Source organism: Mesorhizobium loti (assembly GCA_014189435.1).
GTDB classification, from domain to species: domain Bacteria; phylum Pseudomonadota; class Alphaproteobacteria; order Rhizobiales; family Rhizobiaceae; genus Mesorhizobium; species Mesorhizobium loti_G.
The window spans coordinates 7173081-7189310 of the sequence record CP050293.1 but is presented as its reverse complement, the minus strand read 5'-3'; the positions used below and the strand labels follow the sequence as shown (position 1 = coordinate 7189310).

The 16230-nt window shown below is 64.5% G+C and carries 17 protein-coding genes; 6 read left to right on the top strand and 11 right to left on the bottom strand.

The window, feature by feature from the left end; all coding sequences use genetic code 11:
* Positions 1-3 precede the first annotated feature (3 nt).
* The 5 genes from HB777_34625 to HB777_34605 all read right to left on the bottom strand — a co-directional run bounded on the left by HB777_34625 (position 4) and on the right by HB777_34605 (position 3079).
* On the bottom strand, positions 4-558 hold the full coding sequence (locus HB777_34625) for a hypothetical protein (GenBank protein QND68576.1): 555 nt from the start codon (positions 556-558) through the stop codon (positions 4-6).
* Between the two features lie 122 nt (positions 559-680).
* Complete coding sequence (locus tag HB777_34620) at positions 681-1106, bottom strand: DUF1178 family protein (GenBank protein QND68575.1); 426 nt, start codon at positions 1104-1106, stop codon at positions 681-683.
* Positions 1103-1975 carry a carbon-nitrogen hydrolase family protein gene (locus HB777_34615; GenBank protein QND68574.1) on the bottom strand — a complete coding sequence of 291 codons (873 nt, stop codon included), beginning with the start codon at positions 1973-1975 and terminating at the stop codon, positions 1103-1105. Before HB777_34615 ends, HB777_34620 begins: the two co-directional genes overlap by 4 nt.
* Before the next feature lie 5 nt (positions 1976-1980).
* Positions 1981-2250 (bottom strand): glutaredoxin 3, encoded by a 270-nt coding sequence (gene grxC, locus HB777_34610; GenBank protein QND68573.1) that lies wholly within the window; start codon positions 2248-2250, stop codon positions 1981-1983.
* A gap of 28 nt (positions 2251-2278) precedes the next feature.
* Positions 2279-3079 carry a ComF family protein gene (locus tag HB777_34605; protein ID QND68572.1) on the bottom strand — a complete coding sequence of 267 codons (801 nt, stop codon included), beginning with the start codon at positions 3077-3079 and terminating at the stop codon, positions 2279-2281.
* Between the two features lie 64 nt (positions 3080-3143).
* Between HB777_34605 and HB777_34600 the strand changes: the two genes are divergently transcribed.
* Positions 3144-4019, top strand: a complete 876-nt coding sequence (locus HB777_34600; protein ID QND68571.1) for a methyltransferase domain-containing protein — start codon at positions 3144-3146, stop codon at positions 4017-4019.
* 28 nt (positions 4020-4047) lie between these two features.
* Here HB777_34600 and HB777_34595 read toward each other — a convergent pair whose 3' ends face one another.
* The 5 genes from HB777_34595 to argJ form a co-directional block, all read right to left on the bottom strand.
* Positions 4048-4233 carry a Flp family type IVb pilin gene (locus HB777_34595; protein QND68570.1) on the bottom strand — a complete coding sequence of 62 codons (186 nt, stop codon included), beginning with the start codon at positions 4231-4233 and terminating at the stop codon, positions 4048-4050.
* A 109-nt stretch (positions 4234-4342) separates the two neighbouring features.
* Entirely contained in the window at positions 4343-4660 is a 318-nt protein-coding gene (locus HB777_34590) for a hypothetical protein (protein ID QND68569.1), read from the bottom strand.
* Between the two features lie 130 nt (positions 4661-4790).
* A complete protein-coding gene (locus HB777_34585; GenBank protein ID QND68568.1) occupies positions 4791-5213 on the bottom strand; it encodes a (deoxy)nucleoside triphosphate pyrophosphohydrolase in 423 nt (140 codons plus the stop codon).
* Positions 5214-5239: 26 nt separating this feature from the next.
* Complete coding sequence (locus tag HB777_34580) at positions 5240-5992, bottom strand: GNAT family N-acetyltransferase (GenBank protein QND68567.1); 753 nt, start codon at positions 5990-5992, stop codon at positions 5240-5242.
* 29 nt (positions 5993-6021) lie between these two features.
* Positions 6022-7263, bottom strand: a complete 1242-nt coding sequence (gene argJ / locus HB777_34575) for a bifunctional glutamate N-acetyltransferase/amino-acid acetyltransferase ArgJ (protein QND68566.1) — start codon at positions 7261-7263, stop codon at positions 6022-6024.
* Between the two features lie 170 nt (positions 7264-7433).
* Between argJ and HB777_34570 the strand changes: the two genes are divergently transcribed.
* Together HB777_34570 and HB777_34565 are read left to right on the top strand one after the other, a co-directional pair.
* Positions 7434-8663, top strand: coding sequence for a peptidase C14 (locus HB777_34570; protein ID QND69012.1), 1230 nt, complete (start codon positions 7434-7436; stop codon positions 8661-8663).
* A gap of 102 nt (positions 8664-8765) precedes the next feature.
* On the top strand, positions 8766-9365 hold the full coding sequence (locus tag HB777_34565; protein QND68565.1) for a TetR/AcrR family transcriptional regulator: 600 nt from the start codon (positions 8766-8768) through the stop codon (positions 9363-9365).
* Between the two features lie 80 nt (positions 9366-9445).
* Here the strand turns inward: HB777_34565 and HB777_34560 are convergent, their stop codons facing one another.
* Positions 9446-10363, bottom strand: a complete 918-nt coding sequence (locus tag HB777_34560; GenBank protein QND68564.1) for a peptidylprolyl isomerase — start codon at positions 10361-10363, stop codon at positions 9446-9448.
* 248 nt (positions 10364-10611) lie between these two features.
* Here HB777_34560 and secA point away from each other — a divergent pair, with 248 nt between their 5' ends.
* The 3 genes from secA (at position 10612) to HB777_34545 (ending at position 16143) form a co-directional block, all read left to right on the top strand.
* Positions 10612-13344, top strand: coding sequence for a preprotein translocase subunit SecA (gene secA / locus HB777_34555; protein ID QND68563.1), 2733 nt, complete (start codon positions 10612-10614; stop codon positions 13342-13344).
* Between the two features lie 118 nt (positions 13345-13462).
* Positions 13463-14863 carry a lipopolysaccharide biosynthesis protein gene (locus HB777_34550; protein QND68562.1) on the top strand — a complete coding sequence of 467 codons (1401 nt, stop codon included), beginning with the start codon at positions 13463-13465 and terminating at the stop codon, positions 14861-14863.
* On the top strand, positions 14863-16143 hold the full coding sequence (locus HB777_34545; GenBank protein QND68561.1) for a GNAT family N-acetyltransferase: 1281 nt from the start codon (positions 14863-14865) through the stop codon (positions 16141-16143). The genes HB777_34550 and HB777_34545 overlap by 1 nt, the downstream gene beginning before the upstream one ends.
* The last annotated feature ends 87 nt before the right edge of the window (positions 16144-16230 follow it).

Below are 16230 nucleotides of genomic sequence, written 5' to 3'. Positions count from 1 at the left end.
GGGTCAGTTCGTCGGCTGCCGCGAAAACCGGCGCCGGTGTTTCCAGCGCCGGTATGATACGGTGAGGTCGACAAGCCGGGTCGGCATGTTGAGGTAGAGCAGAGCATCTCGCAAACCGCTGAGATAGCGTTCACTCATCGCCCTGTCGGAAAAGTCCGGCATGGCCTCGAGTGTCGCTTCGGCTTGCTGGCTCCGGCCCTTTCCGGTCGGCAATCTGGCAGCAAAGGCTATTTCTCGGCGCAGACAGACCTGCTCCACGCGATCCCGCAACGCCTCTTCGTAGCCGATACCGCATCGCATAAGCCGCGCGTGGGTGGCCTCATGGACGATAATCGAAGCGACCAATTCCGGCGTCGTCTCTTCGCTGATGATATGACGCTCGTCCAATTCGCACGCCTTCGAAGAATCCGCCCACTGCGCGACGGAAGCAGGAAGGGTTGTGACGAAGACCTGTCTTACGTCACCAAGCAGCCGTCTGTAGCGCACTGGATCAAAATCACGAATAAGCTGAAGCGCCTCGACGATCTTGTCAGTGCCCTTGTCGCTGATGATGAGCAACCCGTCGATCGTTCGGGTACCGCTGAACTTGACGGCGCCCCAGCGGGCCAATCGGCCAACGACGGCTCTTATGCTTCCTCGCGGCTCAATCGCTTCTGGGTCGCGCAAAGCTCCCTCGGAACTCAGTTGCGGTCGTCCGGAAACACCGGGATCGGCATGAACTCGACGCCGTCCTCGGCCAGGCTCTTGGCTTCTTCCAGCGTCGCCTCGCCATAGATGCCCCGCGCGTCGCTTTCCCCGAAATGGATTTTGCGCGCTTCCTCGGCGAACTTGTCGCCGACATAGTCGGCATTCTCGCGCACCTTCTCGGCCATCGCCTTCAGCTGCGCCAAAGCCTGCTTCTGCGCCTCGCCCATGGCCAGCGCTATCGTTTCCTGCTTGCGCGCCGTGGAGACGGCCGGTGCCATGAGCGCTTTCTGCACCTTGTGCGAGCCGCAGCTCGGACAGTCGACAAAGCCGCGCTTCTTCTGGGTGTCGAAATCGTCGTTGCTGCGGAACCAGCCTTCGAATTCGTGCTCGTGCTCGCAAATCAGGGCAAAGCGGATCAAGAGGCTGCACCCCTGAGACGCGGCGCCTCGCCCAAGCCGGCATTGACGGCAAAATCCCGCGCATTTTTGAGGTTGGGGATCTTCTTGCGCGCGGCAAGCGACTGCGCCGGGTCGATCTCGGCGACGATCACCGCCGGCTCGTCATGCCCGGCTTCCGCAATGATACGGCCCCACGGATCGACGATCAGCGAATGACCGTATGTTTCGCGGCCATCTTCATGCAAGCCGCCTTGCGCGGCGGCGACGACGTAGGCGCCGTTCTCGATGGCGCGGGCCCTGAGCAACACGTGCCAGTGCGCCTCGCCCGTCTGGCGGGTGAAGGCCGCCGGCACCGAAAGCAGATCCGCGCCGGCCAGTGCCTCGGCGCGGAAGAGTTGCGGAAAGCGCAGATCGTAGCAAACGGCAAAGCCGAGCTTTGCGCCCTCGAGGTCGGTGACGACGGCCTCGGTGCCCGGTTCATAGGCGGCGGATTCACGCCAGCTCTCGCCATTGTCGAGATCGACGTCGAACATGTGGATCTTGTCGTAGGTGGCGAGCGTGGCGCCGTCCGGGCCGAACAGCAGCGCCCGGTTGGCGAGCTTGCCGTCGGCGCGCAGGATGGCGGTCGAGCCGATATGCAGGAAAACGCCGAGTTCCTTGGCCAGCTTGCGCGCGGTCGAGACGATGATGTCCTTGTCCTCGGAGGTGAAGGAGGCGGCGCGCGCTTCCTTGTCGCGGATCAGCGCGCCGGTCATTTCCGGCGTCTGGATGTAGGTCGCGCCCTGGCTTGCGGCTTCACGCACCAGCCGTTCGAGATCGACCGCGTTGCGCTCGGGGCTCTCGCCTGAACGCATCTGGATCGCAGCCGCCTTGAAAACACCCATCGTCATAATCCTTAAATCGTCGCGCCGTTGGCGAGCAGTTTGTCCAGCCGGCCTTCGGCCTCCAGGTCGTGGAGTTCGTCACAGCCGCCGACATGCGTATCGCCGATGAAAATCTGCGGAAAGGTCGAGCGGCCGTGGGCGCGGGAGATCATCTCCTGGCGCAATTCCGGCGAGAAGGAGGCATCGTGCTCGGTAAAGGCGACGCCCTTGCGTTCGAGCAGCCGCTTGGCTGCCGTGCAATAGCCGCACATCATGCGGGTGTAGATTGTGACATCGGTCATGACGAAATTTCCGCTGTTCGTTGCCGACTTATATAGTCGCGGACTCGTCGGCCCGGAAGTCCCCCGGCAACACACGGGCAAAGGTCAGCACGTCGACGGCGGCCGCTCCTCCTCTTTTCAGCGCCTTGGTGGCGGAACGCACGGTGGCGCCGGTCGTGTAGACATCGTCGATCAAAAGCACCCTGCGGCCGGCAATCTCGATTTCCGCCTCGGCGGGCACTCGGAAGGCGGCCCGCACATTCTCCTCGCGTTCCCCGCGCTCCAGCCCGACCTGCTGGCGGGTGAGTTTCACACGCCGCACCGCCGAGGGAGCGAAGGGCAATTCGCTGAGCGCCGAGACCGCCCTTGCCAGTTCCGCCGACTGGTTGAAGCGTCGCCTGAAGAAGCGCCGCCAGTGCAGCGGCACCGGCACCACCACTTCCGCCTCGGCGATGAGATCGGCACCCGCGCGCACCATCCAGCGCGCCATCCATGGCGCGAGATCCGTGCGATCCTGGTATTTCAGCCCCTGCACCATCTGGCGGGCGACGCCGGAATAGGCGACGGCCGCCCGCGCCCGCTCGAAAGGCGGCGGATCGGCGATTGCCTCGGCCGACAGAAAGCCGTCGCCCATGTGATGGGTAAACGGCGTGCCCATCACCGGGCACCATGGCCGTTCCAGCAGCCTGAGCTTCGGCCAGCAGGCGCCACAAAGCACGCCGGGCTGCGAGACATGCCGCCGGCAGCCGGCGCAAACCGGTGGAAACAGGATGCGCGCCGGCCAGCCGAGCGCCGATCGGGCCAGGCTGCTGATCTCGATGGGGTTGATCTTGGGCATCGGATCGGCCACGTGGTTGGTTCTCCGCGCAGGTATACCAACTATATCAGGGCGTGGACAAACAAGGATCTGCCCGTTGCAGCCGATAATGGATACCTCCCTGTGGCTGGCGCACAAGCGGCGCGCGCTTGCCCATCCGGTTGACGGCGCGGACTTCCTCATGCGCCGTACGGCCGAGGACCTTGCCGACCGGCTGGGTGCTGTCGAGCGTCGGTTCGGGAAGGCGGCGGTGCTGTTTTGCCAGACGCCGGCGGCAGCCGAAATGCTCGCCGAGAGCGACAAGGTCGCCGATATTGTCCGCGTCGAGGCGGACACGGCTTTCCTGACAGGCGGCGGCGCCGGCTTGATCGCACCGCTGGAAACCGTGCCGTTCGAGCCTGAGAGCCTCGATCTGGTGGTCTCGCTTCTGTCGCTGCAGGCGATGAACGACATTCCCGGCATGCTGATCCAGATCCGCCGCGCGTTGCGGCCGGACGGGCTTTTCCTCGGCGCCTTTGCTGGCGCCGGCACGCTTTTCGAGCTACGCGAAAGCCTGCTTGCGGCCGAGACCGAGCTCTACGGCGGCGCCAGCCCACGCGTCATCCCGTTCACCGACGTGCGCGACGCCGGTGCGCTTCTGCAGCGCGCCGGTCTCGCTCTGCCGGTTGCCGACGTGGAGACGGTGACGGTGCGCTATGCCAGCCTGTTCAACCTGATGGCGGATCTGCGGGCCATGGGCGAGACCAGTGCGCTCACCGATCGCAGCCGGCGGCCGGGCTCGCGCACGCTGTTTGCCCGCGCGGCGGAAATCTACGCCGAGCGGTTTTCGGACCCCGACGGCCGCGTGCGGGCAAGTTTCTCGATCGTCTGGATGTCCGGCTGGGCGCCCGACGCATCGCAGCAAAAGCCGCTGAAACCGGGTTCGGCCAAGGTCTCGCTGAAGGCAATCCTGGAGGCGCCCGACGGGCGTTGATCCTGCCCGCAAGCGCGGAAAGGTTGGATCAGGGTGTGGGTGCGAAAGCGTTCGCAAGCTTGCTGTTGTTGTCGCTGAACAGCCAAGTGAGCGAGTCGGCAAACTGACCAACTCCGGTGATGATCCCCAGCGCCACCAAGGTCGCGATCAGTCCATATTCGATGGCTGTCGCGCCGGTCTCGTCCTTCAGAAAACCCAGCAGCAGTGCTTTCATGACCTCGACCCCTCTCGCCAGGAGATTACCGCCGATCCGTTAAGAAAGGTTAACGGCAAAGGCTTAACAGGCGGTGAAACCGCCGCCTTGCCGAAAACTCTTAACCATGTCAGCAGTCGCCGCTGCTTCTGCCATTGGACCGGATGATGCAGACCGAACTGGGCTGCGGCTGCAGCACGCTGCGGCGCAGCGTGTAGGTTTCGCGATGGCTGACCGAGCCGGTGGCCGTCATGTCGAGCCCGCCGGCAAGATCATCGCGGGACGACAGCGATCGTGTCTGGCTGTCGAGAAAAGGGGTTGCTATCAGCGCCAGCGCCACCGCGGCCGAACCGAACAGCAGCGTGATGCGCAATATGCCCATGCCTGCGTCGGCGGCGCGAAAGCTGCGCTCGGGCCGGATCGAGTCCCAATCCCTGTCTAGGCTCATGCTATCGCTCCCCAGCGAATCGTCGGCGCGGCCGCGAACGGCGATGCTTCAATTTTTCATGATGAGATAAATCTTCCATTAACGCTGGCTGATACAACGCCCCGGCCAGGAAGCGGCCGGGCGAGAGCCCTCAAAGAAGATCGATGAGGAAGGGGATCAGCGGTGCGTCGGCCGGCGGCATCGGATAGTCGCGCATCTGCTTTGGCCGCACCCATTTCAGCGCCTGGCCTTCCCTGGGTTGGGCGATGCCGCGGAAACGGCGGCAGATGAACAGCGGCATCAGCAGGTGGAAATCGTCGTAGGAATGACTGGCGAAGGTGAGCGGCGCCAGGCATGGAATGTCGGTTTCGATGCCGATTTCCTCGTGCAACTCGCGAATGATGCATTGTTCGGGCGTCTCGCCGGGTTCGACCTTGCCGCCGGGAAATTCCCACAGCCCGGCCAGTTGCTTGCCCTCCGGCCGCTGCGCCAAGAGCACCCGGCCGTCGGCATCGACCAGCGCGCAGGCGGCGACCAGGAGCAGGCGCTTGCCGGCGGTCGTCCCGTCACTCATGCCATCACATCATTCATGCCATCACTTCATTCATGACCGGGCGGCCGGCGGTAGTGGTAGCGATAGACTTCGTCAAAGCCGAGCGAATGGTAGAGCGCCAGCGCCGGCACATTGCCGGCCTCGACCTGCAGCCAGGCCTCCCGCGCGCCACGCAGCCGCGCCCATTTCAGCGCCGACAGGATCAGGTTGCGGCCATGGCCCTTGTTGCGCGCCGCCTTGTCGGTGGCGACCTCGAACAGGCCGGCAAGATCGCCGTCGTGCACGCAGATCAGCGTCGCCAGCGCTTCGGCTCCGTCTTCGAGCGCGAACAGTCCGGCCTCGGGCTGGATGGCGCCGATGATCTCCGACAGGCCCGGCCGCAGCGAAACATCCGAACCGCTGACCTTGAGCGACGCGCCGATGAAGCGGCTGATGTCCTTGAGCGGAATCTGGTCCATGGCACCGTCGAGTTGCGCGTCGGCCAGCGGCAGCCGCATGACCAGCGACTCGTCGAACCGGCTCCAGCCCTCGCGGTCGAGATGGCTGGCGAGATCCGGGCCCGACAGCGGCGACATGCGGAACGTCAGCGGCCGGCCATAGGCATCGAAACGGCGGCTGGCCCGGCCGATACGGTCGGCAATGTGCTGGGTGTCGCCTGGATCGAGGGGGTTAACCGAGTTCAGCCGCTTGGCCGGATGGCCGGCGGTCAGTCGTACCACCCAGGTGCCGTCATAGTGGACGGCGGCTGCCGGCCAGGCACGAAAGCCGGCCGCCTCGTAGCGGCGCACGATCGCGAGCATGCTTGCCGGGTGCCTGGAGCCCAAAACCATCAGCTCCGATAATCGCCATTGATGGCGACATATTCCTTGGTGAGGTCGCAGGTCCACACCGTCGCCTTGCCGCGGCCGATGCCGATATCGGCGCGGATGCGGATGTCGTCGCGCTTCATGTAGGCCGACGTCGCCTGCTCGGAATATGAGGGGTCGCGCTCGCCTTCATGCGCCAGCCTGTTGTCGCCGAACCAGATCGACAGTCGGTCGCGATCGGCGGGCTCGCCGGCTTTGCCGACAGCCATGACGACGCGGCCCCAATTGGCATCCTCGCCGGCGACCGCTGTCTTGACCAGCGGCGAATTGGCGATCGACAGCGCGATACGCTTGGCCGAGCGCGCCGATTTGGCGCCGGTGACGGTGACTTCGACCTGCTTGCGGGCGCCCTCGCCGTCGCGCACCACTTGCAGCGCCAGCGATTTCAACACCTTGCCGAGTGCCCTGCGGAATGCGCCGAGACGAGCATCCTTGGCGTCGGTTATCTCAGGCGCGCCGCGCTTGGCGGCTTTGCCGGTGGCGAAGATCAGCAGCGTGTCGCTGGTCGAGGTGTCGCTGTCGACGGTGACCGCGTTGAAGGTCTTGGCCGTGCCGCGCGACAACAGGTCCTGCAGGACAGGGGCGGCGATCGGCGCGTCGGTGGCGATGAAGGACAGCATCGTTGCCATGTCGGGCGCGATCATGCCGGCGCCCTTGGAGATACCGTTGATGGTGACATCGGTGTCGCCGAGCTTGACGGTCGCCGTCGCCACTTTCGGATAGGTATCCGTGGTCATGATCGCCTTTGCCGCTTCGGTCCACAGCTCAGGCTTGCCATTGCTGACCAGCCCTGCGAGCAGATGGCTGAATTTGCTGGTGTCGAGCGGCTCGCCGATAACGCCGGTCGAGGCCAGGAAAACCTCAGACGCCTTGCAGCCGGCGGCCTTCGCCGCCGCCTCGCCGGTCAGTGCGGTCGACTCGCGGCCTTTCTTGCCGGTGAAGGCGTTGGCGTTGCCGGAATTGACGACCAGCACCCGCGCCTTGCCGGCCCCGAGATTCTGCCGGCAGAAATCGACCGGCGCCGAGGGGCATTTCGATTTCGTGAACACGCCGGCGACCGCGGTGCCTTCATCGAAGACCATGGTCAAAAGGTCGGTGCGGTTCTTGTACTTTATCCCCGCCTCGGCGGTGGCGATGCGCACCCCCTCGATTTGTGGCATCTTGGGGTATTTCTTCGGCGCAAGCGGCGAAATCGTCGTGGACATGAGGGCCTCGGGCGGGAAAAATCGCAAGGGAAGGCCGGTTTGCCCGATACGCCGCGCGGGCGCAAGGGCGTTTTCGTCGCTCTCGCCGGGGGGCCGGGGCCCGCTCGGGATTAAGCTTGCATTTCAAATCTGTTGGCGCCGCCGGGGCCGATGGCGTTATGATCCTGGCCATGGGCAGGCTTGCGATCCTCGCATGGGCATTTCTGGGACTTTTGCTGCTGAGCGCGGATGCGCAGCCGCAACGGCGTGTGGCGCTTGTCATCGGCAACGGCACTTACGCGGAAGCCGGCACGCTGGCCAATCCGGTCAACGACGCGCTCGACATCGCCGACAAGCTGCGCTCCATCGGCTTCGAGGTCATCGAAGGCAATGATCTCGGCAAGCGTGAGCTCGAACGCAGCATCGGCGAATTCTCCGACGCACTCGAAGGCGCCGGCGTCGGGCTTTTCTATTATGCTGGCCACGGCCTGCAGGTCGACGGGCGCAACTACATCGTGCCGGTCGACGCCAGGTTGGACGTGCCGGTCAAACTCCAGCTCGAAGCGGTGCCGATCGACGAAGTCCTCGACATCATGGAACAGCAGACCAAGGTCAGCCTGGTGTTTCTCGATGCCTGCCGCAACAATCCGTTTGCCCGCAGCTTGAGCCGCACCGCAACCACGCGCTCGGCGACGGCGCTGGCCGGGCTGGCGCAGTTCGATTCGACGCGCGGCTCGTTCATTGCCTTCTCGACGGCGCCTGGTGCCGTCGCCATGGACGGGAGCGGGCGCAACTCGCCTTTTGCCGCCGCCCTGCTGCGCCACATCGCCGAACCCGGCCAGAGCATCAACGACATGATGATCGCGGTGCGCCGCGACGTGGTTTCGCAAACCCGCGAGGCCCAGCGCCCCTGGGAGCAGGGCTCGCTGCTCGAGCGTTTCGAATTCGTCTCCGACGGGCAATCTGCAGAGCCACAGAAGCCGGCCGCCGCTCCGGCGCTCCCAACCGAAGTTGCCGTGCTCGAGCGCTCGGTGGGCGACGACAAGGGATCGATCGAAAAATTCCTGCGCCAGGACTATCTGGCGCCGGACGCCAAGGCGATGAGCGAGACCGTCAAGCGGCTCTACGGCCCGTCGGCCACCATTTTCGGCACCCGTTACGACGCCGATGCCATCGCCAAGGTCAAGGCCGACTGGTTCGCGCAGTGGGCCTCCTGGTCGCTTGGCCTGGAACCTGGCAGCCTGGAGGTCACTCCACATGGCGAGGACCGCGCCGAGGCCGTCTTTGCGATGCGCTATGACTATCTTCCAAAGGACAAGTCGGCGGCACGCCTGACCGGCAAGGCGCGCGTCACGCTTGGCCTGGTCAAGGCCGACGGCGGCTGGCGCATCGAATCCGAGACATCGCAAGCGATGCAATAGGCGTCATCTGACGCAGTCTTCGATCCCGTCGAAAACGGTCCGTTTCGTTTCACCCCGACCTCATTTATAGTGCCGGCGAAATTGTTGGCGAGGACGACAGACATGGCCGAGGACGCCGACCCGGCGCGTAGATCGATCGGTGCGCGGCGCAACCCCGCCAGCGCCGATGCCATTCTCGAAGCCGCCGAGGCCGTGCTGGTCGAGGCCGGCTATGCCGGCTTCTCGATCGAGGCGGTGGCGCGCCGCGCCCGCGCCGGCAAACCCACCATCTATCGCTGGTGGCCGAGCAAGGCCGCATTGCTGCTCGAAGTCTACCAGCGCCAGAAACGTGTCGATGTTCCCGATACCGGGCGACTGGAGGAGGATCTCGTCGGCTTCCTGAAAAACCTGTTCGCGCACTGGCGCGAGACATCGTCGGGCAGCGTGTTCAGGTCGCTGATCGCCGAGGCGCAGTCGGACGAGACCGCTGCCGCGGCCCTTGCCGATTACGCGCTTGGCCGACGCTCCCATACCGGACAGATGGTCGAGCGCGCCAGGGCAAGAGGCGAAATCGGCGTCGACATCGATTCAGCTGTTGTCGCCGACCTGATCGCCTCCTTCGCCTGGAGGCATCTGTTGACCAACCGGCTCGACGAGGACGAAGCGACCATACGCAAGGCCGTCAACTACGTGATGCGCGGCATAGCGGCGTCTGGAAGGTAAAAGGGCGGCCGATGCTGGCCGACAAAAAAGGGCGCGGCACCCTTGGCTGCCGCGCCCCCTTTCGAAAAATTCTTTCAGGCTTATTTGGCGCTTTCCAGCGTATCGACAGCCTTCTTCAGGTTGGCGTCGGGGATTTCGACCTTGGCGCCGGCGCGCAGCGACTTGACCAGCGCGAAATACTTGTCGCGGATGACCGCTTGCTTGGCCTGGTCCTTGACGTCGTCGAAGGCTGGCGGCTGCTTGGTGCGCTTGTCCTCGAGCTTGATGACATGCCAGCCGAACTGCGTTTGCACCGGCTGCTCGGTGTATTTGCCGACCTCGAGCGCGGAGGCCGCCTTGTCGAACTCCGGCACCATCTGGCCAGGTCCGAACCAGCCGAGATCGCCGCCGCTGGTCTTGCCTGACGGATCGCTGGTGTGCTCGTTGGCGAGTTTCTGGAAGTCGGCGCCGCCGTCGAGCTGCTTGATGATCGCCTCGGCCTCTTCCTTCGTCTTCACGAGGATGTGACGGGCATGCAGCTCGTTGGTGGGCGGCGTGTTGGCGATTTCCTGGTCGTAGCGGGCGCGGACCTCGGCGTCGGTGACCTTGTCGACAACGCCCTTCTCGACCATCTCGCCATGCAGCGCGCGCTGCTGCAGGAAGGCCATGCGGCGCTGGAAGTCGGGATCCTTGTCGAGGCCTGTGGTGACCGCCTGGGCGGCCATGACGCGGATTTCGATGGCAGCCGAAAGGGCGGCGGCACGGCGCTGCTCGGGCGGCAGCTGCGCGAACTGCTGCGACAATTCTCCTTCGGCGAGCACGAGGTCGGCCTCGGTCAAGGGCTGGCCGTTGACCGTGGCGATCACGGTATTCGGATCGACCGGTGCCGCGGCCGGTGCTGCTGCATCCGCCGGAGCGGGAGCGGTTTGCTGCGCCATCAGCGGCGACAGCGAAAGGGCCGACAGGCCGAAGGCCAAGCCAAGGCTGGCGAGCGACGCGCGACGGAACAACAAGGACATAAGATGACTCCGGTGGGGATTGTGAGGAGGGGGTGGCTTCCAGATCAGCCAGATTGTGGCGGAATTTGGCGCGCCCGGCAGGGCCAGCGCGGCGTTGACATCAGTTGAGCCCCCTCTTATCTGTCCAACGACTTTGCGTCCAGAACCGTTTTCCGGACGCTTTTTGTGTTTGTCCACGTTCACGTGGAATTGATGGGGCCGGCCGGCGCTCATCGCAAGATTGAGAATTCTATCGAAAGGACCATTGGATGGTCAGTCTCGGCGGTCTCGCCCGTAAGGTTTTCGGTTCCTCCAACGACCGTCGGGTCAAATCGACCCGGCCTCGTGTCGAGGCGATCAACGCCATGGAAAACGAGATGCGGGCGCTCTCCGACGAGGAGTTGGTCGGCCGCACCGCGAAATTCCGCCAGGATATCGCCAACGGCGCCACGCTCGATGACCTTTTGGTGCCAGCCTTTGCCACTGCCCGCGAAGCAGCGCGCCGCGTGCTCGGCATGCGCCCCTTCGATGTCCAGTTGATCGGCGGCATGGTGCTGCATAATGGCGGCATTGCCGAGATGCGCACCGGCGAGGGCAAGACCCTGGTCGCGACGCTGCCGGTCTACCTCAACGCGCTTGCCGGCAAGGGCGTCCACGTCGTCACGGTCAACGACTATCTTGCCACCCGCGACTCCGAATGGATGGGCCGCGTCTACAAGTTCCTCGGCCTCTCGGTCGGCGTCATCGTCCACGGCCTGTCCGACGAGGAGCGCAGCACCGCCTATGCCGCCGATGTCACCTACGCCACCAACAATGAGCTCGGCTTCGACTATCTGCGCGACAACATGAAGTACGAGCGCGCCCAGATGGTGCAGCGCGGTCACAATTACGCGATCGTCGACGAAGTCGACTCCATCCTGGTCGACGAGGCGCGCACGCCGCTGATCATTTCCGGTCCTCTCGAGGACCGTTCGGAAATGTACAACACCATCGACACCTTCATCATCCAGCTGCAGCCGCAGGATTATGAGATCGACGAGAAGCAGAAGACCTCGATCTTCACCGAGGAAGGCACCGAGAAGCTCGAAAACCTGCTGCGTGACGCCGACCTGCTCAAGGGCGAGTCGCTGTACGACGTCGAGAACGTCGCCATCGTCCACCATGTCAACAACGCGTTGAAGGCGCACCGGCTGTTCCAGAAGGACAAGGACTATATCGTGCGCAACGGCGAGATCGTCATCATCGACGAGTTCACCGGCCGCATGATGCCGGGCCGCCGCTATTCGGAAGGCCTGCACCAGGCGCTCGAAGCCAAGGAGCATGTGGCGATCCAGCCGGAAAACCAGACGCTGGCCTCCGTCACCTTCCAGAACTACTTCCGCCTCTACAAGAAGCTTTCCGGCATGACCGGCACCGCGCTGACCGAGGCCGAGGAGTTCGGCAACATCTACAATCTCGATGTCACCGAGATTCCGACCAATTTGCCGGTCATCCGCAAGGACGAGGACGACGAGGTCTACCGGACGGTCGAGGAGAAGTACAAGGCGATCGTCAGGGAGATCCGCGAAGCCAGCGCCAAGGGCCAGCCGACGCTGGTCGGCACCACCTCCATTGAAAAGTCCGAGCAGCTGGCCGAGCGCCTGCGCAAGGAAGGCTTCACCGATTTCGAGGTGCTGAACGCCCGCCACCACGAGCGCGAGGCGGCGATCGTCGCCCAGGCCGGCAAGCCCGGCGCCATCACCATTGCCACCAACATGGCCGGCCGCGGCACCGACATCAAGCTCGGCGGCAATGCCGAGATGCGCATCGAAGACGAACTCGGCGACATGCCGGCCGGACCCGAGCGCGAGGCGCGGGAAAAGGAAATTATTGCCGACATCGAGCGCCTGAAGGATAAGGCGCTGGCCGCCGGCGGCCTCTATGTGCTGGCCACCGAACGCCACGAATCGCGCCGTATCGACAACCAGCTGCGCGGCCGTTCCGGTCGTCAGGGCGACCCCGGCCGCTCGAAATTCTTCCTGTCGCTGCAGGATGACCTGATGCGCATCTTCGGCTCCGAGCGCATGGACGGCATGCTGCAGAAGCTCGGCCTCAAGGAAGACGAGGCGATCATCCATCCCTGGATCAACAAGGCGCTGGAAAAGGCGCAGAAGAAGGTCGAGGCGCGCAATTTCGACATCCGCAAGAACCTTTTGAAATATGACGACGTCTCCAACGACCAGCGCAAGGTGGTGTTCGAGCAGCGCATTGAGCTGATGGACGGCGAAGGCCTTTCTGAAACCATTGGCGAGATGCGCGAAGGCGTCATCGACGAGATCGTCGCCAAGGCCATTCCCGAAAACGCCTATGCCGAGCAGTGGGATGTCGCGGGCCTGAAGGCCGAGATCGCCGAATTCCTCAATCTCGACCTGCCGGTCGAGGACTGGGCCAAGGAAGAGGGCATCGCCGAGGACGACATCCGCGAGCGCATCGCCCAGGCCGCCGAGGCCGCCGCCAAGGAGCGCGCCGAGCGCTTCGGCCCCGAGGTGATGAACTATGTCGAACGCTCGGTGGTGCTGCAGACGCTCGACCATCTGTGGCGCGAGCACATCGTCAATCTCGACCATCTGCGTTCGGTCGTCGGCTTCCGCGGCTACGCCCAGCGCGATCCGCTGCAGGAATACAAGGGCGAGGCGTTCGAGCTGTTCCAGGCGATGCTGGGCAATCTGCGCCAGGCCGTCACCGCGCAGCTGATGCGCGTCGAACTGGTCCGCCAGGCCGCCGAAGCGCCGCCTCCGGAAGCCCCCGACATGTTCGGCACCCATATCGACGGCACCACCGGCGAAAACGACTTCGAAGGCGGCGAGACCGCCCTCCTGGTCCGCCCGGAGGTCACCGCGATCGTCGCCCCCGAAGACCGCGACCCGAACAACCAGGCCACCTGGGGCAAGGTCGGCCGCAACGAAGCCTGCCCCTGCGGATCGGGGAAGAAGTACAAGCACTGCCACGGGGCTTTCGCGTAAGGACGCGCTTTTTCCTTCTCCCCGTGAACGGGGCGAAGGGAAGCTCACCCAACCGTTTCTTAATGTGTCTCCGCTACACAGAACTCTGAAAAGAGGCGGAAAACGGAGAGAAATCGGGGTGCGCTTTTCCGCGGCCACGACAGCCGGGCGGTTCCTGCCGCAGCGCTTGGCGCTGCGCATGGAGCCGTTGCTTGGCCGTATCGACGCCGTGCTGTTCACCGCCGACGAGCGCGGCGAGGCCGGCCGCATGTCGGTCATCGCCTTCTCCATCCGCATCGTCAGCGCCGTCATCGCGTTTATCAGCCAGGTGCTGATGGCACGCTGGATGGGCTCGTTCGAATACGGCATCTTCGTCCTCGTCTGGGTGACGATGGTCATCGTCGGCAACCTCGCCTGCCTCGGCTTCCACACCTCGGTCATCCGCTTCATTCCCGAATACCGCGAGCGCGGCCTGATGGACGAACTGCGCGGCATCGTGCTGGCCAGCCGTCTGTTCGTGCTGATCGCCTCCACGCTCATCGCCGGGCTCGGCGCGCTCGGCGTCTGGCTGGCGGCGCCCTGGATCGAAAACTACTATGTGATCCCGTTCATCCTCGGCGTCATCTGCCTGCCGATGATTGCCATGTCCGACCTTCTGTCGGGACTGGCGCGTGCCAACAGCTGGGCGCTGTTTGCCCTGTCGCCGACCTATCTCGTGCGGCCCATCCTGATCCTGCTGTTCATGGCGCTGATGCTTGTCGCGGGCTACGCCCCCGATGCCAGGACCGCCATCTTCGCCTCGATCGCCGCCACCTACGTCACCACGCTTGGTCAGCTCATCGGCGTCACCCAGCGCATGGAAAGGCAGATTCCGGCTGGGCCGATGAAAGTGCATTTCGGGCAGTGGTTCATCGTCTCGCTGCCGATCTTCCTGGTCGAAAGCTTCTTCTTCCTGCTCACCAATGCCGACGTGCTGATGGTCGGCGCCTATATGGATCCCAACGACGTCGCCGTCTATTTCGCCACGGTGAAGACACTGGCGCTGGTGCATTTCGTCTACTTCGCCGTCAAGGCCGGCGTCGCCCAGCGCTATGCGCAGTTCACCCATGGCGACCCGCAAAGGCTCGCCGCCTTTGCCCGCGAGACGGTGTCGTGGACGTTCTGGCCATCGCTCTTGATGGCGCTGCTGGTGCTGGCGCTCGGCGAGCCGATGCTGGTGCTGTTCGGGCCTGAATTCAGCAGCGGCTATCCCTTGCTGTTCCTGCTCGTCTTCGGCGTCGTGGCGCGCGCCGCCGTCGGCCCCTGCGAAAGCCTGCTGACGATGAGCGGCAACCAGAACATCTGCGCCGCCGTCTATGCCATGACGCTGGCCTTCAACATCGCGCTCAACGTGGTGTTGATCCCGATGTTCGGCCTGTGGGGCGCGGCCATGGCCACCGCCTTTGCCATGATCTTCGAAGCCGGCGCGCTGTCCTTCACGGTGTGGCGCAAGCTCGGCATCGTCATGCTCATCTTCGTGCCTGCGAAAGGAGCCGCGTGATGGCTGCCATCCCGTTGCTTGAGGAAACCAGCGGTGGCACCGCCGGCGCCATGGTGTCCGGCCTTGCCGGGCTGACCCGCGACGCCGATCCCGCCCACATAGAAATCCTCGCCAACAACCGGCCCGAGCGCAAGCTTGCCATCTATCCGGCATCGGCCGGCTTCGACCTGGTCGAGGAACTGGATTATCTCTGCGCTCGCACGGTCGAGCCCAACGTGTTCTTCAACCCGCGTTTCCTGGCGCCCGCCATGCCGCGGCTGGAGGATCGAGAGGTGCGGCTGGCGGTCATCCGCGACGGCGACGAATACCGCAACCGGCTTCGTTTGCTGGTGCCGTTCTCGGTGGAACGGCCCGTGGTGCCGCTCGGCGTGCCGGTCATGCGCACATGGTCGAGCCCGTTCGGTCCGCTCGGCACGCCGCTGGTCGATCGCGACGACCCGGTCGGTGTCGTCGAGGACTTCTTCTCGATGTTGTCGCGCCCGCACCTCAAGCTGCCGAAAGTGTTCGTCCTGGCCGACGTCCGGCTCGATGGCCCGGTAGCGAGCCTGCTTGCCACCGTGGCCGAGACGCGCGGCCTGATGCTGGTCACCACCGGCCAGACCCAGCGCCCGGCGTTGGAGAGCGAGCTCGATGGAGATGATTATCTGAAGGCCTCGCTGCGCTCGCACCATTATCGCGAGTTCCGCCGCCTGAAGCGGCGCCTTGGCGACCTTGGCAAGCTCGAGCATGTCGTGGCGCGCGGGCCTGAAGACATCCGCCATGCCATCGAAGGCTTCCTGACGCTGGAAGCGGCCGGCTGGAAGGGCCGCGAACGCACCGCCATGGCCATCGACCGCTTCCGCGCCGCCTTCGCCCGCGAAGCCGTGCACCGGCTGGCCGAGCAGGACATGTGCCGCATCCATTCGCTGACGCTCGACGGCCGCACCATCGCCTGCCTGATCGTCTTCGTCGAAGCCGGCGTCGCCTACACCTGGAAGACGGCCTATGACGAGACCCTGGCCAGCTATTCGCCGGGCACGCTGCTGATGATCGAGGTGACCAGGCAGCATCTCGACGATCCCAACATCATGATGACCGATTCCTGCGCGGTGCCCGACCATCCGGTGATGAGCCGGCTGTGGGCCGAGCGCAAACCGATGGGCACGCTGGTGATCGGGCTGACGCCGGACGCCGACCGCCTCACCCGCCAGGCCGCCTCACAGTTGCACCTCTACCGCGAAACCCGCAACATGGCCCGCCTGCTGCGCAACCGCATGAAGAGCTTGTTGGGGCGGCGGTGAGGCTGACGAGGTGCGATTCTGCGAGAATGGCATTTTTCACTACAAGATTTGATAGAAGTGACCAGGGATTTACTTCGATAGCCCAGC